Annotated in this window: 19 protein-coding genes; 12 read left to right on the top strand and 7 right to left on the bottom strand. The window is 66.4% G+C overall.

Translation table 11 applies throughout. The features are described 5' to 3' along the window. Positions 1–33: 33 nt before the first annotated feature. The 9 genes from glgC (at position 34) to infB (ending at position 14,046) form a co-directional block, all read left to right on the top strand. Entirely contained in the window at positions 34–1,290 is a 1,257-nt protein-coding gene (gene glgC / locus ACU0DV_RS00915) for a glucose-1-phosphate adenylyltransferase (RefSeq protein WP_100928899.1), read from the top strand. A 7-nt stretch (positions 1,291–1,297) separates the two neighbouring features. Beyond that, on the top strand, positions 1,298–2,737 hold the full coding sequence (gene glgA, locus ACU0DV_RS00910; protein WP_446242337.1) for a glycogen synthase GlgA: 1,440 nt from the start codon (positions 1,298–1,300) through the stop codon (positions 2,735–2,737). After that, positions 2,734–4,818: a glycogen debranching protein GlgX gene (gene glgX / locus ACU0DV_RS00905; protein WP_446242338.1), complete on the top strand. Its 2,085-nt coding sequence runs from the start codon at positions 2,734–2,736 to the stop codon at positions 4,816–4,818. Before glgA ends, glgX begins: the two co-directional genes overlap by 4 nt. After that, the gene (locus tag ACU0DV_RS00900; protein WP_446242339.1) at positions 4,815–6,755 is read left to right on the top strand and encodes a 4-alpha-glucanotransferase; all 1,941 of its coding nucleotides are present in this window, start codon (positions 4,815–4,817) and stop codon (positions 6,753–6,755) included. Before glgX ends, ACU0DV_RS00900 begins: the two co-directional genes overlap by 4 nt. Before the next feature lie 19 nt (positions 6,756–6,774). Continuing rightward, positions 6,775–8,391, top strand: a complete 1,617-nt coding sequence (locus tag ACU0DV_RS00895) for an alpha-D-glucose phosphate-specific phosphoglucomutase (RefSeq protein WP_446242340.1) — start codon at positions 6,775–6,777, stop codon at positions 8,389–8,391. A gap of 296 nt (positions 8,392–8,687) precedes the next feature. Continuing rightward, positions 8,688–9,254 carry a ribosome maturation factor RimP gene (gene rimP / locus ACU0DV_RS00890; protein WP_100928894.1) on the top strand — a complete coding sequence of 189 codons (567 nt, stop codon included), beginning with the start codon at positions 8,688–8,690 and terminating at the stop codon, positions 9,252–9,254. A 3-nt stretch (positions 9,255–9,257) separates the two neighbouring features. Beyond that, the gene (gene nusA, locus ACU0DV_RS00885; RefSeq protein ID WP_446242341.1) at positions 9,258–10,874 is read left to right on the top strand and encodes a transcription termination factor NusA; all 1,617 of its coding nucleotides are present in this window, start codon (positions 9,258–9,260) and stop codon (positions 10,872–10,874) included. 4 nt (positions 10,875–10,878) lie between these two features. Further along, the gene (locus tag ACU0DV_RS00880; RefSeq protein ID WP_100928892.1) at positions 10,879–11,526 is read left to right on the top strand and encodes an RNA-binding protein; all 648 of its coding nucleotides are present in this window, start codon (positions 10,879–10,881) and stop codon (positions 11,524–11,526) included. A gap of 9 nt (positions 11,527–11,535) precedes the next feature. After that, complete coding sequence (gene infB, locus ACU0DV_RS00875; protein WP_100928891.1) at positions 11,536–14,046, top strand: translation initiation factor IF-2; 2,511 nt, start codon at positions 11,536–11,538, stop codon at positions 14,044–14,046. A 184-nt stretch (positions 14,047–14,230) separates the two neighbouring features. Here infB and ACU0DV_RS00870 read toward each other — a convergent pair whose 3' ends face one another. The 4 genes from ACU0DV_RS00870 to ACU0DV_RS00855 form a co-directional block, all read right to left on the bottom strand. After that, positions 14,231–14,371, bottom strand: a complete 141-nt coding sequence (locus tag ACU0DV_RS00870) for a hypothetical protein (RefSeq protein ID WP_198521699.1) — start codon at positions 14,369–14,371, stop codon at positions 14,231–14,233. A gap of 182 nt (positions 14,372–14,553) precedes the next feature. Continuing rightward, entirely contained in the window at positions 14,554–14,952 is a 399-nt protein-coding gene (gene mutT / locus ACU0DV_RS00865) for an 8-oxo-dGTP diphosphatase MutT (protein WP_100928890.1), read from the bottom strand. A gap of 98 nt (positions 14,953–15,050) precedes the next feature. Further along, entirely contained in the window at positions 15,051–16,268 is a 1,218-nt protein-coding gene (gene argJ, locus ACU0DV_RS00860) for a bifunctional glutamate N-acetyltransferase/amino-acid acetyltransferase ArgJ (protein ID WP_100928889.1), read from the bottom strand. Between the two features lie 2 nt (positions 16,269–16,270). Next, positions 16,271–17,260: a peptidylprolyl isomerase gene (locus ACU0DV_RS00855; RefSeq protein ID WP_283981874.1), complete on the bottom strand. Its 990-nt coding sequence runs from the start codon at positions 17,258–17,260 to the stop codon at positions 16,271–16,273. Positions 17,261–17,430: 170 nt separating this feature from the next. Here ACU0DV_RS00855 and secA point away from each other — a divergent pair, with 170 nt between their 5' ends. The 3 genes from secA (at position 17,431) to ACU0DV_RS00840 (ending at position 23,045) form a co-directional block, all read left to right on the top strand. After that, a complete protein-coding gene (secA, locus tag ACU0DV_RS00850) occupies positions 17,431–20,157 on the top strand; it encodes a preprotein translocase subunit SecA (protein WP_283981873.1) in 2,727 nt (908 codons plus the stop codon). A gap of 195 nt (positions 20,158–20,352) precedes the next feature. Further along, on the top strand, positions 20,353–21,465 hold the full coding sequence (locus tag ACU0DV_RS00845) for a translocase (protein ID WP_446242342.1): 1,113 nt from the start codon (positions 20,353–20,355) through the stop codon (positions 21,463–21,465). A gap of 23 nt (positions 21,466–21,488) precedes the next feature. Next, entirely contained in the window at positions 21,489–23,045 is a 1,557-nt protein-coding gene (locus ACU0DV_RS00840; protein ID WP_370313201.1) for a substrate-binding domain-containing protein, read from the top strand. Positions 23,046–23,059: 14 nt separating this feature from the next. On the opposite strand, the gene radC is transcribed toward ACU0DV_RS00840, so the two are convergent. The 3 genes from radC to dnaJ all read right to left on the bottom strand — a co-directional run bounded on the left by radC (position 23,060) and on the right by dnaJ (position 25,839). Continuing rightward, positions 23,060–23,824 carry a RadC family protein gene (gene radC / locus ACU0DV_RS00835; RefSeq protein WP_370313202.1) on the bottom strand — a complete coding sequence of 255 codons (765 nt, stop codon included), beginning with the start codon at positions 23,822–23,824 and terminating at the stop codon, positions 23,060–23,062. A gap of 35 nt (positions 23,825–23,859) precedes the next feature. Further along, entirely contained in the window at positions 23,860–24,495 is a 636-nt protein-coding gene (locus ACU0DV_RS00830) for a DedA family protein (protein ID WP_446242343.1), read from the bottom strand. Between the two features lie 198 nt (positions 24,496–24,693). After that, positions 24,694–25,839: a molecular chaperone DnaJ gene (gene dnaJ, locus ACU0DV_RS00825; protein WP_100928882.1), complete on the bottom strand. Its 1,146-nt coding sequence runs from the start codon at positions 25,837–25,839 to the stop codon at positions 24,694–24,696. Between the last annotated feature and the right edge of the window lie 74 nt (positions 25,840–25,913).

The raw sequence follows: 25,913 nt of genomic DNA, 5'->3' as shown, positions 1-25,913 counted from the left end.
CGGCCGGAAGAGAACCTTCAAGGGGGGAAAACGATGAACAACGACAGATTCAGTCTCGCGCAGCAGACCATGGCCTATGTGCTGGCCGGCGGACGAGGCAGTCGCCTGAAGGAATTGACGGACGTCAGGGCCAAGCCCGCTGTCTACTTCGGCGGCAAGACGCGGATCATCGACTTTGCCCTGTCCAACGCGGTGAACTCCGGTATCCGCCGCATCGGCGTCGCGACCCAGTACAAGGCACACAGCCTGATCCGTCACCTGCAGCGCGGCTGGTCCTTCTTCCGGGCCGAGCGCAACGAGGGGCTCGACATCCTGCCCGCCTCCCAGATGCTGGACGAGGAGAACTGGTACAAGGGCACGGCGGACGCGGTCACGCAGAACATCTCGATCATCCGCGGTTACGGGCCGAAGTACATCCTGATCCTGGCGGGCGACCACATCTACAAGCAGGACTATTCCTACATGATCGAGCAGCACGTGAAGACCGGGGCCAAGGTCACGGTCGGCTGCATCGAGGTGCCGAAGGAAGAGGCCAAGGGCTTCGGCGTCATGGACGTGGACAAGTCCGACAAGATCCTCAGCTTCGTCGAGAAGCCCGCCGATCCGCCGACCATGCCCGGCGACGACACCCGGTCGCTGGCCTCCATGGGCATCTACGTGTTCGAGGCGGAGTACCTCTACGAGATCCTCGAAAAGGACCGCCCCGACGATGCGTCAGAGCACGACTTCGGCAAGGACATTATTCCCTCGATCGTGGCCGAGGGCGGTGCCTATGCCCATCCGTTCAGCCGATCCTGCGTGATGTCGGGGCTGGAGAGCGAGCCCTACTGGCGCGACGTCGGCACGGTCGATGCCTACTGGAAGGCCAACATCGACCTGACCGACTTCGACCCTGCGCTGGACATCTACGCCACCGACTGGCCGATCTGGACCTATTCGGAACTCGTGCCGCCGGCCAAGTTCATCCACAACGAGGAAGGCCGCCGCGGGCAGGCCGTGTCCTCCATGGTGGCGGGCGGCTGCATCGTGTCGGGCTCTTCGCTCTATCGCTGCCTGCTGTTCACCGGCTGCCGGACGCATTCGTTCTCGCAACTCGAAGGGGTGGTCGCCCTGCCCTACGTGGAGGTCGGGCGCCGGGCCTTCGTCAAGAACGCGGTGCTGGACCGCGGCGTTAAGATTCCCCCGGGCCTCATCATCGGCGAGGATCCGGAACTGGACGCCAAGCGTTTCCGCAGGACGGAAAACGGCATCTGCCTTGTCACCCAGAAAATGATCGACGCCCTGGAGTAAGCCTCGCATGAACGTCCTGATGGTCACCTCGGAATGCGCCCCCTTCGTCAAGACGGGGGGACTTGCAGACGTGGTCGGCGCGCTGCCCGGCGCGCTGGCACCATCGGGCGTGGATGCGCGGGTGATGCTGCCGGCCTATCCCGCGCTGTTCCCGCTGCTGGCCAAGGGGATCGAGGTGGCTACCTTCGGCGATCTGCCGGGCGGCACGGGGCGGCTGGTACAGGTGGAGGCAGAGGGGCTGACGCTGCTCCTGCTCGACGCGCCGCAACTCTTCGACCGCCCGGGCAAGCCGTACAACGGCCCGGACGGCCTCGACTGGCACGACAACCACCGCCGTTTTGCCAGCCTCGCGCAGGCGGCGGCGCGCATCTGTTTCGACGGGCTGGCGGGCTGGACGCCGGACGTGCTGCATGCCCACGACTGGCAGGCCGCCCTTGCCCCGGTCTATCTGAAACAGACGGGCCGCACGGTGCCGAAGACCGTGGTGACCATCCACAACATCGCCTTCCAGGGCCGGTACGGCGCGCATGTACTGGACGAGCTGGGCCTGCGGCGCGACTGGTTCCACGCCGACGGCCTCGAATACTATGGCGACGTGAGTTTCCTGAAGGCCGGGCTTGTCTATGCGGACCACGTCACCACCGTCTCGCCGACCTACGCGCGCGAGATTCTGACCCCGCGGTTCGGGATGGGTCTGGAGGGCGTGCTTCAGGCCCGGACAGACAGCCTGACCGGCATCCTGAACGGCATCGACACAGGCGTCTGGAACCCCGGGGACGACGCCGCCCTGCCCGCGCCCTACGACGCAAGAAACCCGAAGAACAAGCGGCAAAGCCGCGCGGCGCTGGCCGAGCGTCTATCGCTGGACCCTGACCATGACGGTCCCTTGTTTTGCGTCATTTCCCGGCTGACCGAACAGAAGGGGCTGGACGCATTGGCCGCCTCGATCCCGCACCTCGTGGAGGCGGGCGGCCAACTGGCTGTGCTGGGCACCGGCGAACCGGGGCTGGAGGCCGCCTTCACCAAGGCGGCGCAGGATTTCCCCGGCAAGGTCGGCACCTACATCGGCTATGACGAGGCGTTCTCGCACCTCATGCAGGGGGGCGCCGATGCGATCCTGATTCCGTCCCGGTTCGAACCCTGCGGGCTGACGCAGCTATACGGCCTGCGCTACGGCACGCTGCCGGTTGTGGCGCGGACAGGCGGGCTGGCGGACACGGTGATCGACGCCAATGCCGCCGCCCTCGCGGTCAAAACCGCGACCGGTTTTGTCATGGACGAGGTCACGCCCGAGGCGATCTCGGCGACGCTCGACAGGGTGATGGAACTTTATGCGCAGCCCGGCGTCTGGAAAGAGATGATGCGTGCCGCCATGCGTCATCCGGTGGGTTGGGAGGAGTCCGCCAAGTCCTACGTCACCCTTTACGAGATCCTCACCGCATCATGACCGACACTTACGCGACAAGACCGGGCCGCCCAAACCGTCTGGGCGCCCATTGGGATGGCGAGGGGGTGAACTTCGCCCTGTTCTCCGACCACGCCCACAAGGTCACACTCTGCCTCTTTTCCGAGGACGGCGAGACGGAGACCCATCGCATCGACCTGCCCGAACGCTCCGGCGCGATCTGGCACGGCTACGTCCCCGGACTGGCGCCGGGCCAGCTCTACGGCTACCGGGTCGACGGCCCCTATGCCCCCGACCGGGGCCACCGCTTCAACGCGAACAAGCTGCTCCTGGACCCCTACACCCGCGAACTGCACGGCGGGTTCACCCAGGACCCCGCGATGTTCGGCTACACGCCGGGCAGCGACGACCTCAGCTTCGACGAGCGCGATTCCGCGCCCTTCGTGCCGAAGTCGGTCGTCTCTCACCCCGATACCTTCCCGCTGGACGCACGCCCGCTCCGGCGCGGCTGGGATGATGCGCTGATCTACGAGGCCCATGTGAAGGGCACCACGATCACCCACCCGATGATCACGGAGGAAAAGCGCGGGACCTACGACGCCATGGCCTCCGACGCGATGCTCGAACACCTGACCAAGCTGGGCGTCACCATGGTGGAACTGCTGCCCGTGCAGGCGCTCAAGCCCGAGGGCGTCCTGCTGGAGCGTGGCCTGACCAACTACTGGGGCTACAACACCGTCGCCTTCTTCACGCCGGAGCCGCGTTACCTCGGCCCCTCGGGGGTAAAGGGTTTCCGCGACATGGTGGACCGCTTCCATGCTGCCGGGATCGAGGTGATCCTCGACGTGGTCTACAACCATTCCGCAGAGGGCGACCAGAACGGGCCGACCCTGTCGTTCCGCGGCATCGACAACGCCTCCTACTATCGCCTGCTGGACGGCCAGCCCAGGTATTACGTGAACGACACCGGCACCGGGAACACGATGAACTGCTCGCACCCCTTCGTGCTCCGGCTGATCCTCGATTCCATGCGGTTCTGGGTGCAGGCCTACGGCGTCGACGGCTTCCGGTTCGACCTGGCCACGACGCTGGCGCGGGAACCGCAGGGCTTCGACCGGCACGGCGGTTTCCTTGACGCGCTGCGGCAGGACCCGGTTCTCTCGGGCGTGAAGCTGATCGCCGAGCCGTGGGACATCGGCCCCGGCGGCTACCGGCTGGGCCAGTTCCCGCCGGAGTTCGCGGAATGGAACGACCGCTACCGCGACACGCTGCGCCGCTTTTGGCGGGGCGACGCACGGGCGGCGCAGGACCTCGGCGGCGCGATCCTCGGGTCCGCGGACCTGTTCGACACGCGCGGTCGCAGGGCCTGGTCCTCGGTCAACTTCGGCGCTGCACACGACGGGTATACACTCGCCGACGTCACCGCCTACACCGAGCGCCACAACGAGGCGAACGGCGAGGACAACCGCGACGGCCACCACGACAACTTCTCCGACAACTTCGGGGTCGAGGGGCCGACCGACGACGCCGACATCAACGCCGCCCGCCGTCAGCGCGTGCGCAACATGCTGGCCACGATCATGCTGTCCCAGGGCACGCCGATGATCCTGGCCGGGGACGAGGGCGGCAACACGCAGAACGGCAACAACAACTCCTACTGTCAGGACAACGAGACCTCGTGGCTCGACTGGGAGGCGATGGACGGCAACCTGATCGAATTCACCGCCGCGCTGTCCGCCGTCCGCAAGGGGCACCCGACGCTCGGTCAAAGCCGGTTCCTGCACGGCGCCACCCGGTCGGACGGGACGAAGGACGTGGAATGGCGGGCCTTCGACGGCTCTGCGCTGAACTGGCGCGACCCGGGCCTGTCGTCGCTCTGTATCCTGTTGCGCGGCTCCGCCGAGAACCCGGAGGGCGACGCCTCTCCGGACACGCTGCTCTTGGCCTTCAACCGGGAGAACGCCGATCAGGAGCTGGAGCTTCCCGACATCGCCCCGCGCCACTGGCGGCGGGAAATCGACACCTCCACCGACCTGCAAAGCCCGCTGGACATCGCAGAGCCGAAGATCACCGTTCCGCGCTGCTCCCTGTCGGCCTTTGCCGCCGTCGAGGCCGAGGCATGACCGAAGCGCTCCGCGCGCTGGCCGAGGCGAACGGCATCCATCCCGGGTTCCACGACCTGTCCGGGCGCTACCTGACCGCGGCGCCCGAGACCCTGACCGCCCTGCTGCGCGCCACGGGCACGCCCGTGTCTTCCGAATCGGAGGCGACAGAGGCACTCGCCGCCCTGCGCGCCACCGAAGCCGCAAGGCACCTGCCCGCCGAGCTGCTCCTGACGGAGGGCGAAAGCCATGCCCTCCCGGTGGCCTGCACGTGGACGGTCGCGGACGAAAACGGAACGGAGCGGGCATCGGGCGGACCGACCGAGCCGATCCCGCCCCTGCCCTTCGGCTACTACGTGCTGAACGGCGAGGGGCAGGGCTGGACGGAGGAGGTCTTTGTCCTCGTGCGTCCCGCCTCCGGTGCCCCCTCTGTCGCCGACCTCGCGCGCGTGCCACGCGCTTGGGGCGTCGTCGGCGCGCTCTACGGGTTCCGCTCGGAACGCAACGGCGGGCTAGGCTCCTACGCGGACCTCGCGGAGGCCGCGGAGGCGCTGGCGCCGATGGGCTCGCAGTTCCTCGGGATCAATCCCATCCACGCCCTGGGCTGGGCGGCGGTGGACATGCTCTCGCCCTACTCGCCCACGCACCGCGGTTTCCTCAGCACGGACCACATCGCGGTGCAGGGCCTCGGGCCGACACCCCCTGCCGACCTGATCGACTATATCGCCTTCCGCAAACAGCACCGCGCCGGGCTGGAAGCCGCCTATGCCGCCTTCGAGGGCGACCCGGACTTCGACGCCTACCTCGCCGCGCACCCGGACCTTTCCGATTTCGCCGCCTACGAGGCGCTAAGCGAACAGTTCGGCGAGGACAGCCGCACCTGGCCCGCCCGCCTGCGCAAACCCGGCCCCGAGGCGACGAAGGCCGCGGGCACCCGCGCCCGCTTTCACGCCTGGACGCAATGGCAGGCCGAGACTCAGACAAAGGCCGCACAACGGCGCGCCAAGGCGGCGGGCATGGGTTTCGGGCTCTACCTCGACCTCGCGGTCGGATCGCGGCCCGGATGCGCCGAAAGCTGGATGAACCCCGAAACGGTGGCCACCGGCGTCTCCATCGGCGCGCCGCCGGACTACCTGAACCCCGAGGGCCAGTCCTGGAACTTGGCCGTGCATGCGCCGAAGCGGCTGACCGCCAACCGCTACCATCCCCTGCGCGACATGCTGCACCGCCTGATGTCCCGCGCGGGCATCCTGCGAATCGACCATGCGCTCGGCCTCCTCCGCGCCTACTGGCAGCCGGAGGACGGCAGCCCCGGCGGCTACGTCACTCAGCCCTTCGACGCCCTGCTGTCGGTCATCGCCATCGAGGCGCGGCGCACCGGCTGCCTCGTGATCGGCGAGGATCTCGGGCTTGTGCCCGCAGGCTTCCGCGAACGGATGAACGCCGCCGGCCTGCTGTCCTATTCCGTCTGGCAGTACGAAACCCACGACGACGGCACGCTTGTCCCCGCCGCCGACCTGCGCCCGCACGCGCTGGCCTGCTTCGGGACGCATGACACGCCGACGCTCCGGGGCTTCTGGTACGGCACCGACATCCGCTGGTGGCAGACCATGGGCTGGCAGTCCGAAGCCGAAACCCGCGCCCGGCTGGACCAGCGGTCGAGCCAGCGCGCCGGGCTGCGCGAGATGTGCAACATCCCCTTCGACGCGGGCCCCGCGCAGATCGCCCGCGCCATCCACGGCGCGCTCCTGAACGGGCCGAGCGTCCTGACCGCGCTGCAACTCGACGACCTTCTGGGTCAGGTGGAGGCACAGAACCTCCCCGGAACCATAGACCAACACCCCAACTGGCGCCGCCGACTGCCGGTCCCTGTGGCGGAACTGGCCAACGCGGCGCAGATTCGCGATACCTTGCCGCAAAGGCCCGAGTCGGACAGCACGCCGGCGGCTGAGGATTGAACGGAAAGGACTTTGCCCGATGACACCCGTGACCAAACCGATCTCGCGCTTCGAGGGACAGAAACCCGGCACCTCGGGGCTCCGCAAGAAGACCCGTGTGTTCATGCAGCCGGGCTATGTCGAGGCCTTCGTCCAGTCGATCTTCAACGCCATCGGCGGCTGCGCGGGCAAGACCTTCGTTGTCGGCGGTGACGGGCGCTACTTCAACGCCGAGGCCATCCAGACCATCCTGCGCATGGCAGCCGCGGGCGGCGCTTCGAGGGCCATCGTCGGACAGCACGGGCTGCTGTCGACGCCCGCCGCGTCGAACCTGATCCGGGTGCGAGGCGCCGACGGCGGGCTGATCCTGTCGGCCAGCCACAACCCCGGCGGCATCGACGAGGATTTCGGCCTCAAGTACAACATCTCGAACGGCGGCCCCGCACCCGAAGGGGTGACGGCGGCGATCTTCGACCAGACGCTGACGCTGACGGAATACTACACGCTGGACACCGCGGACCTCGACCTCTCGGCCATCGGCGAGACCACGCTGGGCGGCATGACGGTCGAGATCGTCGACCCGGTGACGGACTACGCGGCGCTGATGCAGACGCTCTTCGACTTCGACGCCATCAGGGCGCTGATCGCGGACGGCTTTACCCTGCGCTTCGACGCGATGCACGCGGTCACCGGCCCCTATGCCAAGGCGATCATCGAAGGGATGCTGGGCGCGCCCGAAGGCACCGTGCTGAACGGCGTGCCGTCGGTCGACTTCGGCAAGGGCCACCCGGACCCCAACCCGATCTGGGCCAAGCCGCTGGTCGACATGGTGATGTCGGAGGATGGTCCTGACTTCGCCGCCGCCTCCGACGGGGACGGCGACCGCAACATGATTCTCGGCAAGGGAATCTACGTGACACCCTCGGACAGCCTTGCGGTGCTGGCCGCCAACGCGCCGCTGGCCCCGGGGTATGAGCGCGGCCTGACCGGGGTCGCCCGCTCCATGCCCACCTCCCGCGCCGCCGACCGCGTGGCCGACAAGCTTGGCATCGGCGCCTACGAGACCCCCACCGGCTGGAAGTTCTTCGGCAACCTGCTCGATGCGGGAAAGGCCACGCTCTGTGGCGAGGAAAGCGCAGGCACCGGCTCCGACCACGTGCGGGAGAAGGACGGCCTCTGGGCGGTGCTGCTCTGGCTCAACATCCTTGCGAAGCGCAAGATGAGCGTGAAGGACATCCTGCTGGACCACTGGCAGACCTACGGGCGCGACTACTACTCCCGCCACGACTACGAAGCCGTGGACAGCGCCATTGCCGAAGGCATCATGGCCGACCTCAAGACCAGGGCGGACGGCCCGCTGCCCGCGGGGATCGAGAAGATCGACAGCTTCTCCTACACCGACCCGGTCGACGGCTCCGTCAGCCACAACCAGGGCATGCGCGTGTTCTTCGACGACGGTGCCCGGGCGGTGATGCGCCTCTCCGGCACCGGCACCGAAGGCGCCACGATCCGCGTCTACCTGGAACGCTACGAGGCCCCGTCCGGAGACCTGACGATCGAGACGCAGGAAGCGCTCGCCCCTATCGCCGCGGCCGTGGACGACCTGACCGGCCTCAAGGAACGGTCCGGCCGGACCGCGCCGGATGTCATGACCTGAAAGGGGCTCCGCCCCCGCCCACTGCGTGGGCTCCCCCGAGGTATTTGGACCAAGATGAAGGGGGGGACGCGCCCGTGTCTTCATCTTGGCGAAAAAACCTCGGGGGGAGCCGAAGGCGGGGGGCGGCGCCCCCCCTCCGCCGCCGCGGCAGCGAATCCGCTTGCGTCCCGCGCCGCGCTCGCCTATATCGCCTTCAACAGCGAGGAGCTGGGGCCGCGAGGCCGCAGCGCCCACCGATAAGATGAGCGGGCCGCTGGCCCGCTTTTTTGTTTCTGCGCCCGAAAGGCCCGATAGAAATGACCAATATGATCGCAAAGACCGGCATGGACATGCGCCTTGCCGAGATCCTCGCCCCGGTCATCGAGGACATGGGGTTCGAACTTGTCCGCATCCGCCTGCAGGGTGGCAACACGCCGCTGCTGCAGATCATGGCCGAACGTCCCGAGGGCGGGATCGAAGTCGACGAATGCGCGGCGATATCGACCGCCGTATCCGCCGTGCTCGACGTCGAGGATCCGATCGTCGAAGCCTACACGCTGGAGGTCTCCTCTCCGGGGATCGACCGACCGCTGACGCGGCTCAAGGATTTCGACACGTATGAAGGCTATGAAGCCAAGCTGGAAACCGACGAACTGATAGAGGGCCGCAAGCGGTTCCGTGGTATCCTGGCCGGGGTCGAAGGCTCCGAGGTTCTGATCAACGTGGACGAGGGCACGATCGGCCTGCAGTTCGACTGGCTCGCCGATGCGAAGCTGGTGATGACCGACGAGCTGGTCCGCGAGATGCTCAAGGCCAGAAAGACGGCCGCACTGGACGAAAACAAGTACGACGACATCGAGGCCGACACGCCCGAGGAGGAATAAGAGATGGCAATCACCTCTGCAAACCAGCTGGAGCTCCTGCAGACCGCCGAGGCAGTCGCGCGCGAGAAGATGATCGACCCCGGTCTCGTGGTCGAGGCGATGGAAGAATCCCTCGCCCGTGCGGCAAAGTCCCGCTACGGCGCGGAGATGGACATCCGCGTCTCCATCGACCGCAAGACCGGCCGCGCGACCTTTACCCGCGTCCGCACCGTGGTCGAGGACGAGGAGCTGGAGAACTACCAGGCGGAACTGACCGTCCAGCAGGCCAAGCAGTACATGGCCGACCCGAAGATCGGCGACACCTACGTCGAGGAAGTCCCGCCCGTCGAACTGGGCCGCATCGCCGCGCAGTCCGCCAAGCAGGTCATCCTCCAGAAGGTCCGCGAAGCGGAGCGTGACCGCCAGTACGAGGAATTCAAGGACCGCGCCGGCACGATCATCAACGGCCTCGTCAAGCGCGAGGAATACGGCAACGTCATCGTCGACGTGGGCCGGGGCGAGGCGATCCTGCGCCGCAACGAGAAGATAGGCCGCGAGAGCTATCGCCCGGGCGATCGCATCCGCTGCTACGTCAAGGACGTCCGCCGCGAGACCCGTGGCCCGCAGATCTTCCTGTCGCGCACCGCGCCGGAATTCATGCGCGAGCTCTTCAAGATGGAAGTGCCGGAGATCTACGACTGCATCATCGAGGTGAAGGCCGTGGCCCGCGACCCGGGCTCCCGCGCCAAGATCGCCGTGATCTCCTACGACAACGGCATCGACCCGGTCGGCGCCTGCGTGGGTATGCGCGGTTCCCGCGTGCAGGCCGTCGTGAACGAGCTGCAGGGCGAGAAGATCGACATCATCCCGTGGAACGAGGACGTGCCGACCTTCCTCGTGAACGCGCTGCAGCCGGCCGAAGTGTCGAAGGTCGTTCTGGACGAAGAAGCCGAGCGCATCGAGGTCGTGGTGCCGGACGAGCAGCTTTCGCTCGCCATCGGCCGTCGCGGTCAGAACGTGCGTCTGGCCTCGCAGCTCACCGGTCTAGATATCGACATCATGACCGAGGAAGAGGAATCGAAGCGCCGCCAGAAGGAATTCGAGGAGCGCACGCAGCTGTTCATGGACACGCTGGACCTCGACGAATTCTTTGCCCAGCTGCTGGTTTCCGAAGGGTTCACCAACCTCGAGGAAGTCGCCTACGTCGAGATGGACGAACTGCTTGTCATCGACGGCGTGGACGAGGACACCGCGGCGGAGCTTCAGACCCGTGCCCAGGAATACCTCGAGGAGCAGGCCCGCAAGGCGGAAGCCCGGGCCCGCGAACTTGGCGCCGACGACACCCTGCTGGCCTTCGAGGGCCTGACCCCGCAGATGGTGGTCGCCCTCGCCGAGGACGGCGTGAAGACGCTCGAGGACTTCGCCACCTGCGCCGACTGGGAGCTGGCCGGCGGCTGGACCACCCAGGACGGTCAGCGCGTCAAGGACGACGGCCTGCTGGAGAAGTTCGGCATCGACCTCGAGGAAGCGCAGAACATGGTGATGACCGCCCGCGTGATGCTGGGCTGGGTCGACCCCGAAGAGCTGGTTTCGTCTTCCGAGGAAACGGAAGAAGAAGCCACCGAAGAGGCCGAGGAGTAAGCGATTGACCCGAGGGGGCCGCGACACCAACCGCGAAGACGGACCTGAACGGAAGTGCATCGCCACGGGCGAAGTGCAACCGAAGAACGGGCTCGTGCGCTTTGTCGCGGGCCCCGACGGAAGGATTGTGCCCGATCTGGCTGGAAAATTGCCCGGAAGAGGCCTATATGTCTCTGCTGACCGCGCCGCGCTGGAAAAAGCCGTTAAGAAGGGCCTTTTCTCCCGCGCCGCGAAGCAACCCGTTCAGGTTCCTGACGGCCTGGCGGATCTTCTCGAACAGATGCTGGCCCGACGCGTGATCGACCTGATCTCGCTGGCCCGCAAATCGGGGGAAGCCATAGCGGGTTACGAGAAGGTTAAGGCCATGCTCCAGATGGAGGAGGCCTCTGTCCTGATCCAGGCCGAAGACGGCTCTGGCCGGGGCAAAACGAAATTGAGCACGCCTTACGGCGGGCGATATATCGGCTGGCTGACCGCGGACGAGTTGGGCGCGGCCTTCGGTCGACAAACTGTTATACACGCCGCGCTTGGCTCTGGCGGACTCGTGCCGCGTATTGTAGAGGAAGCCATGCGCTTGAAAGGACTCCGCGTTGCGCCCGAACCGATGGACGCGAAAGCGGCTCGCGGCGGCGAAACCCGCCGGAAAGGATGAAGACGTTTGATGAGCGATAACGACGGCAAGAAAACCCTGGGGGTTCGTGGTGGCGGCCGGTCCGGCAGCGTGAAGCAGAGCTTCAGCCATGGACGCACCAAGAACGTCGTGGTGGAAACCAAGCGCAAGCGCGTTGTGGTGCCGAAGCCGGGTGCCGGTGCGGCAGCCGGTGCAGGCGGCGGCAAGGGCGGCCCTGTGGGCGGCTCGGGCAAGCGGCCGGCCGGCATTACCGATGCAGAGATGGAGCGCCGCCTGAAGGCGCTTCAGGCCGCCAAGGCCCGCGAGGCCGACGAACAGGCCAAGCGCGAAGAAGAGGAAAAAGCCCGCGCCGAAGAGCGTGAGCGCCTCCGCGCCGAAAAGGAACAGAAAGAACGCGAGCAGCGCGAGGCCGAAGAAGCCCTGCGCCGCAAGGCGGAAGACGAGGCCCGCAAGGTCCGCGAGGCGAAGGAAGCCGAAGAGCGCAAGGCGAAAGCCGCCGCTCAGGCCGCTGCCCAGCCCGCGCCCGCCGAAGGCGAGCCCGCCCGCAAGGCGCGCGACGTCAAGGACAAGGCTCCGCCGGCCCGCCGCGAGAACGAGAACGACGACCGCGGCCGTGGCCGTGGCCGCGACGATTCCGGTCGCCGCTCGGGCAAGCTGACCCTGAACCAGGCGCTTTCCGGTGGCGAGGGTGGCCGTCAAAAGTCGCTCGCCGCGATGAAGCGCAAGCAGGAACGTCAGCGCCAGAAGGCGATGGGCGGCCAGCAGAACCGCGAGAAGGTCGTGCGCGACGTCAAGCTGCCCGAGGCGATCACCGTCGCCGAACTCGCGAACCGCATGGCGGAGCGCGTGGCAGACGTGGTGAAGGCACTCATGCAGTCCGGCATCATGGCGACGCAGAACCAGTCGATCGACGCGGACACCGCCGAACTCATCATCGAGGAATTTGGCCACCGCGTGACCCGCGTCTCCGATTCCGACGTCGAGGACGTGATCGCATCGGTCGAGGACAAGGAAGAAGATCTTCTGCCGCGTCCGCCGGTCATCACGATCATGGGCCACGTCGACCACGGCAAGACCTCGCTGCTCGACGCGATCCGTCAGACCAACGTGACCTCCGGCGAAGCCGGCGGGATCACCCAGCACATCGGCGCCTACCAGGTGACGACGAAAGACGGCCAGGTGCTGTCGTTCCTCGACACCCCGGGCCACGCCGCCTTCACCTCCATGCGCTCCCGTGGTGCACAGGTGACGGACATCGTCGTGCTGGTGGTTGCGGCGGATGACGCCGTGATGCCGCAGACGGTCGAGGCGATTTCCCACGCGAAAGCGGCGGGTGTCCCGATGATCGTGGCGATCAACAAGGTCGACAAGCATTCCGCGAACCCGACCAAGGTGCGCACCGACCTTCTCCAGCACGAAGTCGTGGTGGAAGAGATGTCCGGTGACGTGCAGGACGTCGAGGTTTCGGCGCATACCGGCCAGGGCCTGGATCAGCTGCTCGAAGCCATCGCGCTTCAGGCCGAGATCCTCGAACTGAAGGCCAATCCGAACCGTGCCGCCGAAGGCGCCGTGATCGAAGCGCAGCTCGACGTGGGCCGCGGCCCCGTGGCCACCGTTCTGGTGCAGAAGGGCACGCTGAAGCAGGGCGACATCTTCGTCGTGGGCGAGCAGTACGGCAAGGTCCGTGCGCTCATCAACGACAAGGGCGAACGCGTGAAGGAAGCCGGCCCCTCCGTGCCTGTCGAGGTCCTGGGCCTCAACGGCACACCCGAAGCCGGCGACGTGCTCAACGTGACGGAAACCGAAGCACAGGCCCGCGAGATCGCGGAATACCGTGCCCACGCCGCCAAGGAGAAGCGCGCAGCCGCAGGTGCAGCGACCACGCTGGACCAGCTTCTGCAGAAGGCCAAGGACGACGAGAACGTCTCCGAACTGCCGATCCTTGTTAAGGCGGACGTTCAGGGCTCTGCCGAGGCGATCGTTCAGGCGATGGAGAAGATCGGCAACGACGAGGTGCGCGTGCGCGTGCTGCACTCGGGTGTCGGCGCCATCACCGAAACCGACGTCGGCCTTGCCGAAGCGTCGGGCTGCCCGGTCATCGGCTTCAACGTCCGTGCCAACGCACCGGCGCGGAATGCCGCGAACCAGAAGGGCGTGGAGATCCGCTACTACTCGGTGATCTACGACCTCGTGGACGACGTGAAGAAGGCGGCCTCCGGCCTGCTGTCCAACGAAGTGCGCGAGAACTTCATCGGCTACGCCGAGATCAAGGAGGTCTTCAAGGTCTCCAACGTCGGCAAGGTCGCGGGCTGTCTGGTCACCGAAGGTGTGGCACGCCGCTCTGCCGGTGTCCGCCTCCTGCGCGACAACGTGGTGATCCACGAGGGCACGCTGAAGACGCTCAAGCGCTTCAAGGACGAGGTGGCCGAGGTCATCTCCGGCCAGGAATGCGGCATGGCGTTCGAGAACTACGACGACATCCGCCCGCAGGACGTCATCGAGATCTTCGAGCGTGAAGAGATCGTGCGTACGCTGGACTGATCCCGGACGCACCCAAGACATGAACAAGGCCGCGACCCATCCGGGTTGCGGCCTTTTCCTTTGTTCCCAGGCAGACGGTTGCGCGTTCCGGACGGCCTGAAAGAACGAAAGGCCCCCGAACAAACGGGAGCCTTTTCGCCAATCGCATAAAACCGCCCCGAAGGGCGCTGTCACCAAGCCGTCGTCAGGCGGCGGCTTTGCCCATCACGGGGTGTCCCGTGTAGACCGTGTTACCTACGCGTACCGACATCCGACCGTCGGGCAGTTGCTGTTCAAGCATACCCTGGACGGAAATGTAGTTTCCGATCGTGATCGTCTTCAGCATGTCAAATCCTCCCAGACACAGATGACCCAGCCGAATATACCGTAACCGGACAAAATTACTATCTTCTAAAGTCACAGAAATGACACGTTTCCGCGGGTTTATTGTGCACGCAGGAAACGATTAGGTGAATTTTTCAACTTTCATACCGAAAATCCACCTTAACCTGTGGACAAACCGGAACCTTACAACCAGTCGCGGAGAATCGGAATCAGCGGGATATCGGCCGGTGGCATGGGGTAATCCTTGAGCTGCTGCGCCCGCACCCACTTCAGCGCCTGGTTCTCCTTGCCCTGCACCACGCCCTTCCATTTCCGGCAGGCGAACAGCGGCATCAGCAGGTGGAATGTCTCATAGGTGTGAGAGGCGAAGGTCAGCGGCGCAAGGCAGCTGTCCCAGGTCTCGATCCCCAGTTCCTCCTGAAGTTCGCGGATCAGGGCAGCCTCCGGCGTTTCGCCGGGTTCGACCTTGCCGCCGGGAAATTCCCAGAGGCCGGCCATCGACTTGCCCTCAGGGCGCTGTGCGAGCAGCACGCGCCCGTCGGGATCGATGAGGGCTACGGCGGAAACGAGGACGATCTTCATGGGCGGCGCTCCCTTTGGCGCAGGCTCGTGGGGGGCCAGCCCCCCACGAGTCCGAGGTATTTCGGCCAAGATGAAGGAGCGGGCGCCGGTTCGGTGGATTACGAGCGGTAATCGGCGTTGATGGTGATGTAGCCGTGGGTCAGGTCGCAGGTCCAGACGGTGGCGGTGCCGGTGCCCAGACCGATGTCCACATTGATCGGGATCTCTGCCTGCTTCATCACCGCCGCACCTTGTTCCTCGGCATAGCTTTCGGCGACCCAGCCCTTTTCCGCGACAAGCACATCGCCGAAGCGGATGGTCAGCCGGTCGCGGTCCGCGGCGGCGCCGGACTTGCCCACGGCCATCACGATGCGGCCCCAGTTCGGATCCTCACCTGCGATGGCGGTCTTGACCAGCGGCGAGTTGGCGATGGACAGGGCATGTGTGCGGGCGTCGGCATCGGTGGCCGCGCCCGTCACGGTGACGGTCACGAACTTGGTGGCGCCCTCGCCGTCGCGGACCACCTGGTGGGCGAGGTCGCGCATCACGTCCTCCACCGCCGCAGCGAAGTCGGCATTGCCGGTCACATCGACGCCAGATGCCCCCGTGGCCCCCATGATAAGGGAGTCGGAGGTGGAGGTGTCGCTGTCCACGGTGATGTTGTTGAAGGTGCGGGCGTTGGCCTCAGACACGATTTTCTGCAGGTCGGCGCGGCCGATCTTCGCATCGGTGAACATGTAGACCAGCATGGTCGCCATGTCGGGCGCGATCATGCCGGAGCCCTTGGCGATCCCGGCGATCTTCACGGTCTTGCCGCCCACCGAAACCTCGGCAGAAGCGCCCTTGGGGAAGGTGTCGGTGGTCATGATGGCCGCCGCCGCGTCGGAGATGCCCTCTGCCGAGAGGGCGGAGACCGCTTCGTCGAGCTTCGCGATGATGCGGTCATGCGGCAGCGGGACGCCGATCACGCCGGTCGAGGCGGTAAAGACGCGTTCCGCCGGGAGGCCGGTGGCGGCGGAGACTGCCGCGCAGATGGCCGCGACCGAGCCGTCGCCGGCCCGGCCCGTGAAGGCGTTGGAGTTGCCGGAGTTCACGAGGATCGCAGCACCTTCACCGCCCTCGCCCGCCAGCTTGGCCTGGCAGTCGAGGACCGGGGCGGAGCGCGTCGCCGAGCGGGTGAAGACCCCCGCCACGACCGAGCCCGGATCGAGCACGGCCAGCATCACGTCGGTGCGGTTCTTGTATTTCACCCCTGCCGCAACGGCAGACAGGCGCACGCCCGCGATGACGGGAAGGTCCGGAAAGGTTTCCGGGGCAAGCGGGGACTTCGGCGGCATTCTCAGTTCTCCAGAAGCTGCGTCTCGGACAGGATCGACGGATCGACGGTGCCCTGCGGCATCCGGGTGACGTCCATCTGCCGCATCAGCGAGTCGATGTGTTCTTCTACCTTATCCTGCTGGATCTGCTGCACGATTTCCGCGCGCACCGTCTCGAGCTCCGGCGCTTCCTGGGTCCGCGTCTCGTTCAACTTGATGACGTGCCAGCCGAACTGGGTCTCCACCGGGCCGGTGACGTCGCCGGGGGCGAGCGATTCAACCGCGACCTGGAAGGGCTCCACCATCATGCCGGCGCCGAACCAGCCCAGCGAGCCGCCGTTGGGGCCGGAGGGGCCGGTCGACTTCTCGCGCGCGACGGTGGCGAAGTCGGCACCGCCCTTGACCTCGGCCAGGACCTCTTCGGCTGCCTCCTTGGTTTCCAGAAGGATGTGCGAGGCGTTGTATTCCTTGCCCTGCTCAACATCGACGTAGTCGCGCTGGTAGATCGCAAGCACCTCTTCCTCGGTCACGGCGCGGTCTGCCACGGTGGTGATCGCCACAGCCGCCAGCAGCGAGCGGCGCTCGTTCTCCATCGACAGCCGGACGAGGTCGGTCTCCTCGGCGTCTTTGGACTGCGAGAGGACCTCCTGCTGGATCAGTTGCTGCAGCAGGCCGTCCCAGAGCTGGGCGTCGGGGATCTGCTGGTACTGCTGCGGCAGGCTGGCCTTGGCGACCATCATGTGACCAACGGTGATGTCGGTGCCGCCCACCGTCGCCACGACCCGCCCGAGGTCTTCGGCGGTGAACGGGGCGGCCTCCTCGGCCGGCTCTTCAGCGGCCGCGCCTTCGGCCATCATGCCGGAGCCCTGCCCGGTCGCATCCATCGAGTGGCCTTCGGTCGTGGTTTCCTGTCCCTGTCCAGCGCTTTCCGCCGCCGCGGGCATCGCCAGCGTCAGCGCAAGCAGCGCCGTGCTGAGCGTGAGAGTGACCCGACCTTGCGTGGTTTTAGACATACCGTCCTCCTGATGCCTGTCCCGTGATAGCGGGCGGCGTTGACACTTTCCGGCCTGCCGACTACATGCCGCAAGGGCCCTGCGTGGCCGGTCTCCTGGCCTGTCATATGGGCTCGGTACGAGGCGGGCAAGCAGATGCCGCACACGAAACCGGGAACAGGTAACCAGGCATGTTGGGAAAAATCGCGCGCAAGGTGTTCGGAACGCCGAACGACCGCAAGATCAAGACCACCCGCCCGCTGGTGGAAAAGATCAACGCGCTGGAGCCCGAGTTCGAGAAGCTCGACGACGCCGGCCTGATCGCGAAAACCGCCGAATTCAAGGAACGTGTGGCGAAGGGCGAAAGCCTTGACCACATCCTTCCGGAAGCCTTCGCCAACTGCCGCGAGGCCGCGAGGCGGGCGCTTGGCCTGCGCGCCTTCGACGTGCAGCTGATGGGCGGGATCTTCCTGCACCAGGGCAACATCTCCGAGATGAAGACCGGCGAGGGCAAGACGCTGGTCGCCACCTTCCCGGCCTACCTGAACGCGCTGACCGGGCGCGGCGTGCACATCGTCACGGTGAACGACTACCTCGCCACGCGCGACGCCGAATGGATGTCGAAGGTCTACAACGCGCTCGGCATGACCTGCGGCACGGTCTATCCGCGCCAGCCCGAGGACGAGAAGGCCCAGGCCTACGCCTGCGACATCACCTACGCGACGAACAACGAGCTGGGCTTCGACTACCTCCGCGACAACATGAAGTCGGAGCTGAACCAGATCCACCAGCGCGACCACTATTACGCCATCGTCGACGAGGTGGACTCCATCCTGATCGACGAGGCGCGGACGCCGCTGATCATCTCCGGCCCCTCCGAGGACCGGTCCGAGCTTTACATCTCCGTCGACAAGCTGATCCCGGAACTGGTGGAAGAGCATTACGAGGTCGACGAGAAGACCCGCAACGTGACCTTCACCGACGAAGGCAACGAGTACCTCGAAGAGCACCTGCACGCCCGCGGCCTTCTGCCTGAGGGGCAGACGCTCTACGATCCGGAATCCACGACCGTCGTGCACCACGTCAACCAGGCGATCCGGGCGCACAAGCTGTTCCAGAAGGACAAGGACTATATCGTCCGCGACGGCGAGGTCGTGCTGATCGACGAGTTCACCGGCCGCATGATGGCCGGACGCCGCCTGTCGGACGGCCTGCACCAGGCCATCGAGGCCAAGGAAGGGCTGGAAATCAAGCCTGAGAACGTCACGCTGGCGTCGGTCACCTTCCAGAATTACTTCCGTCTTTACGACAAGCTGGGCGGCATGACCGGTACGGCCGTGACCGAGGCCGACGAATTCATGGAAATCTACGGCCTGGGCGTCGTCGAGGTCCCGACCAACCGCCCGATCGCCCGCATTGACGACGACGACAAGGTGTTCCGCACCGCGCGCGAGAAGTACGCCGCCATCGTCGAGGAGATCGGCGAGGCGCACAAGAAGGGCCAGCCGGTTCTCGTCGGCACCACCTCCATCGAGAAGTCCGAAATGCTGAGCCGCATGCTTCAGGAAGTCGGGCTGAAGCACAATGTCCTGAACGCCCGCCAGCACGAGCAGGAGGCGCAGATCGTCGCCGATGCCGGCAAGCTGGGTGCGGTGACCATCGCGACGAACATGGCGGGGCGCGGCACCGACATCAAGCTGGGCGGCAACGTCGAGTTCAAGGTGATGGAAGCCATCGCCGCCCACCCGGACCGCAACCCCGACGAGATCCGCGCCGAGATCGAGCAGGCCCATGCCGCCGACGAAGGCGCCGTGAAGGAAGCAGGCGGTCTCTTCGTGCTGGCGACGGAGCGCCACGAAAGCCGGCGGATCGACAACCAGCTCCGCGGCCGTTCGGGCCGTCAGGGCGACCCGGGCCGCTCCTCCTTCTATCTCTCGCTCGAAGACGACCTGATGCGGATCTTCGGCTCCGACCGTCTCGACAACGTGCTGGGCAAGCTCGGCATGAAGGAAGGCGAGGCGATCGTGCACCCCTGGGTGAACAAGTCGCTCGAACGCGCGCAGGCGAAGGTCGAGGGCCGCAACTTCGACATCCGCAAGCAGCTGCTGAAGTTCGACGACGTGCAGAACGACCAGCGGAAGGTGATCTTTGCCCAGCGGCGCGAGATCATGGAGGCGAAAGACCTGTCGGAGATCGTGACCGACATGCGCCACGACATCATCGACGAGCTGGTGGATACCTACTGCCCGCCAAAGACCTACGCCGACCAGTGGAACATGCAGGGCCTTTACGCCGCCTGCATCGAGAAGCTGGGCGTCGATGCTCCGGTGATGGCATGGGGCGACGAGGACGGCGTCGACCAGGACGTGATCGCCGAACGGCTGCGCGACGAGTCCGACAAGATCATGGCCGAGAAGCAGGAAGCCTTCGGACCGGAGACCATGCGCTCCATCGAGAAGCAGGTCCTGCTGCAGACCATCGACAAGAAGTGGCGCGAGCACCTTCTGACGCTGGAACACCTGCGTTCCGTCGTGGGCTTCCGCGGCTACGCACAGCGCGACCCGCTGAACGAGTACAAGACCGAGGCCTTCCAGCTTTTCCAGAACCTGCTGGAAAGCCTGCGGGAGACGGTGACCGAACAGCTCGCGCAGGTCCGCCCGATGACCGAGGAAGAGCGCCAGAAGATGATGCAGGAGCTGCGCCAGCAGCAGGAGGCGATGCAGCGCGCGCTCAAGGCCCGTGCCGACGCGGCCTCCACCCAGGCGGCCCTGCCGGACGAGAACGCCACCGCCCCCGATGGCGCGGCGCCCGCGTTCGACGAGACCGATCCGACGACCTGGGGCAATCCCGGCCGCAACGATCCGTGCCCCTGCGGTTCGGGCAAGAAGTTCAAGCACTGCCACGGCAGCCTGACCTGACCCGAGTCGCAAATGGTTAAGAAAGGGGTGTCCGTGACCCACGGGCACCCCTTCGTTTCTTGCATTATCCCGTGACAATTCCTTAATTTTTTCGCCAAATAGGCGAAACGCCGCGATCTGTCCGCCTTGCAGCCCAACGATGGCCACGTTTCCGAGCGATTTTCGTCCCCGACCCTAAAGGACAGGAGCCAAGGAATGTCCAAGCTGCTGGAACTGACGAAAAACCACAAGAAGAGCCTCGTGCTTGGCGGCGTCACCCTGTGTTGTGCGCTGGGGATCGGCTACATCATGCAGTACGGCGTGGCCCTGCCCGGCCAACAGCAGGCGCTGGCCCCCACCGGGCAGCAGGTCGCCGTGACCGGCGTGACGCCCACCTCCTCCGGCAACATCGGCGCCGCGCGCTCCCCGCTGGCCGAGGACATGGGCACCACCAGCCCGGCCCCCGTGACGCTTGTCGCCGCCCCCGCTGTTGCCGCGATGCCCGGTGCCATGACCGGAATCCCGGCGATGGCACCCCGTGCCCCCGAGCCCGAGGTTGAAGAGGAGGCCGTGATCACCCTGGCCGCCGCCAATGACCGCGACATGGAAACCCTCCCCGCCCCCTCGCGGGAACCGGCCCCCGTGGCGTCCTGCGACATCTCCATGACAGCCGCTGCGACCGCCGGCGCGATGGTCGACCTCACGCTCTCCGCCCCCTGCAACGCGTCGGAGCGCGTGACCCTGCACCACCACGGCATGATGTTCACCGACGTGACCGACGCTGACGGCACCCTGAACGTGACCGTTCCGGCGCTGGCGGAAAACGCCCTCTTCATCGCCAGCTTCGCCTCCGGCGACGGCGCCACCGCGATGACCGAGGTGTCTTCCCTGCCGTTCTACGACCGCGTCGTGGTGCAGTGGAAAGGCGATGCCGGTCTTGGCCTGCACGCCCGCGAATTCACCGAGGACTACTTCGGCCCCGGCCACATCTGGTCCGGCGCGGCAGGCGACCTCGGCTCTGCCGCAAAGGGCAACGGCGGTTTCATGACGGTGCTCGGCCATTCCGATGCCCCCGATGCCCTGCGGGCAGAGGTCTATTCCTTCCCGACCGGCACCGCTCAGCGCAGCGGCGACGTGCACCTGACCGTCGAGGCAGAGATCACCGCAACCAACTGCAACCAGCCGGTTGAGGCGCAAACCCTCGAACTGCGGGGCGACGCCAAGCTGCGGACCCGCAACCTGACGCTCGACATGCCAGACTGCACAAGCGCCGGTGACTTTCTTGTGTTGAAAAACCTCGTCGAAGACCTGACAATCGCCGCGAGGTAACGACAAGCCTGACGAGGACCTTCATGACGATCAGACGTGCGGCGGTTTTCGCCGCACTTTTCCTTTTCATGCAGGTCGCTTCGGCGTTTGCACAGGACATCGTGCTGCGGTCCCGCGACGGCTCCATCGAGCTGAGCGGCAACCTCCTGGGCTTCGACGGCGAATTCTACCGCATCGACACCCAGTTCGGCGTGCTGACGGTGGACGGCTCCGGCGTCAGCTGCACCGGCATCGGCTGTCCCTCCCTTGTCGACTACGTGGCCGAGATCGAGGTCTCCGGCTCCGCCACCATCGGGCGGGTCCTCCTGCCCGCCCTTATCGAGGCTTTTGCCCTGCGCAACGCCATGTCGGCAGAGCGGACAAAGGTCGACGACACCCATTTCCGCTACGACCTGACCAGCGACGACACCGGCAAGACGGTGGGGCGATTCCACGTCCACGTCTCCAACACCGACGAAGGCTTTGCCGACCTTCTGGCGGACGACGCCGACATCGTCATGGCCCTGCGCGAAATCCGCCGGGAAGAGGCGCGCCGCGCGCGCGAGGCGGGGCTGGGCGACCTGACGCTGTCCACCCGCTCGACGGTCCTGGCCCTCGACGCGGTGGTGCCGATCGTCGCGCCGGGCAACCCGGTCGACTCGCTGTCCATGTCCGATCTCGTGGCCATCCTCTCCGGCAGCCAGTCGAACTGGCAGGCTTTCGGCGGCCCCGACGCGCCGATCACCGTGCACATGCGCGACGAGGCCTCCGGCCTCGCGCAGGGCATCGAGGACCGCTTATTGAAGCCCGCCCGCGCAACGCTCGGCCCCGCGCGGCGGCACCGCTCCAACACGGCCCTGGCGACGGCGGTGACGCGCGATCCCTTCGGCATCGGGCTGGCCAGCTTCTCCGACATCGGCAACGCCAAGGCGCTGGACCTCACGGGGCCTTGCGGCTTCCAGATGCGTGCAGCGCGCCGCGCCGTAAAGACCGAGGACTATCCGCTGACCGCCCCGGCCTTCCTCTACGTGCCTGCCCGGCGGCTGCCGGCGCTGGCGCGCGACTTCCTGCGCTTCACCCGCAGCCCGCAGGCCCAGATCGTCATTCGCCGCGCCGGTTTCGTCGATCAGGCCGCCGAGGAGATCAGCGCCGACCTGCAGGGCGACCGGCTGTCCAACGCCATCCTCACCGCGCAGGGAGAGGGCGGCCTGACCACCCTCAAGCGCCTGACCGGCACGCTGGTGCCCATGCGCCGCCTGACGACCTCCTTCCGGTTCGAGACCGGCTCTTCCCGGCTGGATGCGCAGTCCCGCTCCAACGTGCTGCAACTGGCGCACGATCTGGAGGCCGGGCGTTACGACGGGCGCAAGCTGCTGTTTGTCGGCTTCTCCGACGGGGCCGGGCCTGCGGATGCCAACCTGACCATCGCCCGCCGCCGCGCCGAGGCGGTCAAGGCCGCCGTCGAGGTCACCGCCGAAACCGCCGACCTCAGTCGCGTGGAACTGGCCCTCGATGCCTTCGGAGAGGCGATGCCCATGGCCTGCGACGACACCTCCTGGGGGCGGCAGGTGAACCGGCGTGTGGAAGTCTGGGTGAAGTGACGCCCTGACGCGGCCTAAAGCAGCCCCTCCGACCGGAAGCTCAGCTCCCGTGATTTGCCGATCACCAGGTGGTCGTGCAGCACGATGCCCAGCACCTCCGCCGCCGCCTGTATCTGCGCCGTCATCTCGATGTCCGCCGACGAGGGCGTCGGGTCACCCGATGGATGGTTGTGCACGAGGATCAGCGCCGAGGCGTTCAGTTCCAGCGCCCGCTTGACCACCTCGCGCGGGTAGACCGGGACGTGATCCACCGTCCCGCGCGCCTGCCGCTCATCCGCGATCAGCACGTTCTTGCGGTCGAGGTAGAGCACCCGGAACTGCTCGATCTCGCCGTGCGCCATGGCGGTCTGGCAATAGGCCAGCAGGGCGTCCCAGCTGGACAGAACCTGCTTCTGCATCACCCGGGACCGGGCCAGCCGATGGGCCGCCGCCTCCACGATCTTCAGCTCGCAGACCACCGCCTCCCCCACGCCGCTGACCTCTGCCAGCCGGGCGGCGGGGGCCGACAGGACGCCGTTGAAATCGCCGAAGACCTCCAGCAACTGCCGCGCCAGCGGTTTCACGTCGCGGCGGGGGATCGCCCGGAAGAGCACCAGTTCGAGCATCTCGTAATCCGGCAGGGCATCCGCCCCCCCGGACAGAAAGCGTTCCCTCAGCCGGGCGCGGTGATCCTTGATGTAGGACGGCAGCTTCTCCGCCGGTGCCAGTGCGGCCAAGGGCGCCTCCTCGTGATCGAAGAGCGCCGCCTGTGAGTCGGAGAAGGATCGCGCGCGGGTCATGCTGCCAGCCTGCACCGCGCGCCGTGAACAAGTGGTTAACTCGTTTCCTCGACCTTGCCGGAGGCTTCCTGCGGATTGCGGCGGTTGTAGGTGGCCACGCGCCAGACGTAGATCGCCACCAGCCCGACGACGACAGCCGTCGACACCGGGTCGAGCCATGCCGACACGACGTCGTAACCGCTTTCCAGCCAGTACCCCGCCATCGTCAGCGCCGTGGTCCATGCGAAGGTGCCGACCGCGCTGTAGGCGAGGAACTTGCCCCGGTGCATCCTACGCACCCCGGCGGGAACCGAGATCAGCGTCCGCACGGTCGGGATCAGGCGCCCGATCAGCACGGCGCTGCCCTTGTGCCGGTCGAACCAGCCGTTCGCCCGGTCCAGCTCGTCCGGAGAGATCGACAGCCAGCGGCCGTGCTTGTGCGACAGGCTGCACACCCGGTCGAAACCGATCTTGCGCGCCATCCAGTACCAGAGATAGGCCCCCGCAAGCGACCCGATGCTGCCGGACACGATCACCAGCCACAACGACATGTCGCCCCGCGCGGCGTTGAACCCGGCCAGCGGCATGATCAGTTCCGAGGGGATCGGCGGGAAGACGTTCTCGAGGAACATCAGCAGGGCGACGCCGAACGCGCCCATGCCGTCGATAAGGCTCGTGATCCAGTCGAACATCCTGTGCGCCGCTCCCCAATGACTCGGTAAATGACTCTAGGGTGAACCCCGGGTCGGTTGAAATCGTTCCAAGTGTCTCTCCTGTCGGCAATTTTCCGGCAAGACCGCCCCTCAAGACAAAGGGCGGGACAGATGATCCGCCCCGCCCCGAAGATGTCACAGGACCCCGGCCGCTTGGCCGGAGCAGCCCGCGGGGCCTCACCCCTTCATCGAATCCCAGAAGTTCTTGACCGAACTGAAGAAGCTGGAGCTTTCCGGGTTGTTGTCCTCGGACAGCTCGTCGAATTCCTTCAGCAGTTCCTTCTGGCGCGCGGTCAGGTTGACGGGTGTCTCCACCGCAAGCTCGATGAACATGTCACCGGCCAGACCGCCCCGGAGGGCAGGCATCCCCTTGCCGCGCAGACGCATCTGCCGACCGGACTGCGATCCGGCAGGGATCTTCACGCGCGAGCGGCCGCCGTCGATGGTCGGCACCTCGATGTCGCCGCCAAGTGCTGCCGCAGTGATCGACACCGGAACGCGACAGTGCAGTTCCGTGCCCTCACGCTCGAAGATCTTGTGCGGCTCCACCTCGATGAAGATGTAAAGGTCGCCCGGAGGGCCACCCCGCATCCCCGCCTCGCCTTCGCCGGCCAGCCGGATGCGCGTGCCCGTCTCCACCCCGGCCGGGATGTTGACCGACAGCGCCCGGTCCTTCTGGACACGGCCCGCACCGTGGCACTTGCCACAGGGGTTCTTGACGATCTGCCCCATGCCCGAACAGGTCGGACAGGTCCGCTCGACCGTGAAGAACCCTTGCGTCGCGCGCACCTTGCCCATGCCCGAACAGGTCGGGCAGGTGGTGGGTTCCGATCCGCCCTCGGAGCCGGTGCCGTTGCAGACACCGCACTGGACGGAGGTCGGCACGTTGATCGTCTTGGCCATGCCGTTGAAGGCATCCTCAAGGCTGATCCGCAGGTTGTAGCGCAGGTCGGCGCCGCGCGCCGCCCGCTGCCGTCCACCCTGGCGGCCGCCCATGAAGTCGCCGAACAGATCGTCGAACACGTCCGAAAAGGCGCTGGCGAAATCCGCGTTGCCGTGGGCACCGCCACCGGGACGCGGACCGCCGCCCATGCCGCCGTCAAAGGCCGCGTGGCCGAAACGGTCATAAGCCGCCTTCTTCTCGGCGTCCTTCAGGACGTCGTAGGCTTCGTTCACTTCCTTGAAGAGTGCTTCGCAGTCAGGGTTGTCCTTGTTGCGGTCCGGGTGCAGCTCCTTCGCCTTGGCCCGGTAGGCCTTCTTCAGCTCTTCCGCAGAGGCGCCCTTTTTGACCCCGAGCACGTCGTAATAGTCACGCTTGGACATTCAAGTCCTCCTCTCGGCCCGAACAATCTGACCCTCGGTCAGAACGAAAGGGCCGGCCCGGCATCCGGACCGGC

The sequence above is a fragment of the Sagittula sp. genome (assembly GCF_052825245.1).
This window is presented reverse-complemented; position numbering and strand designations above follow the sequence as displayed.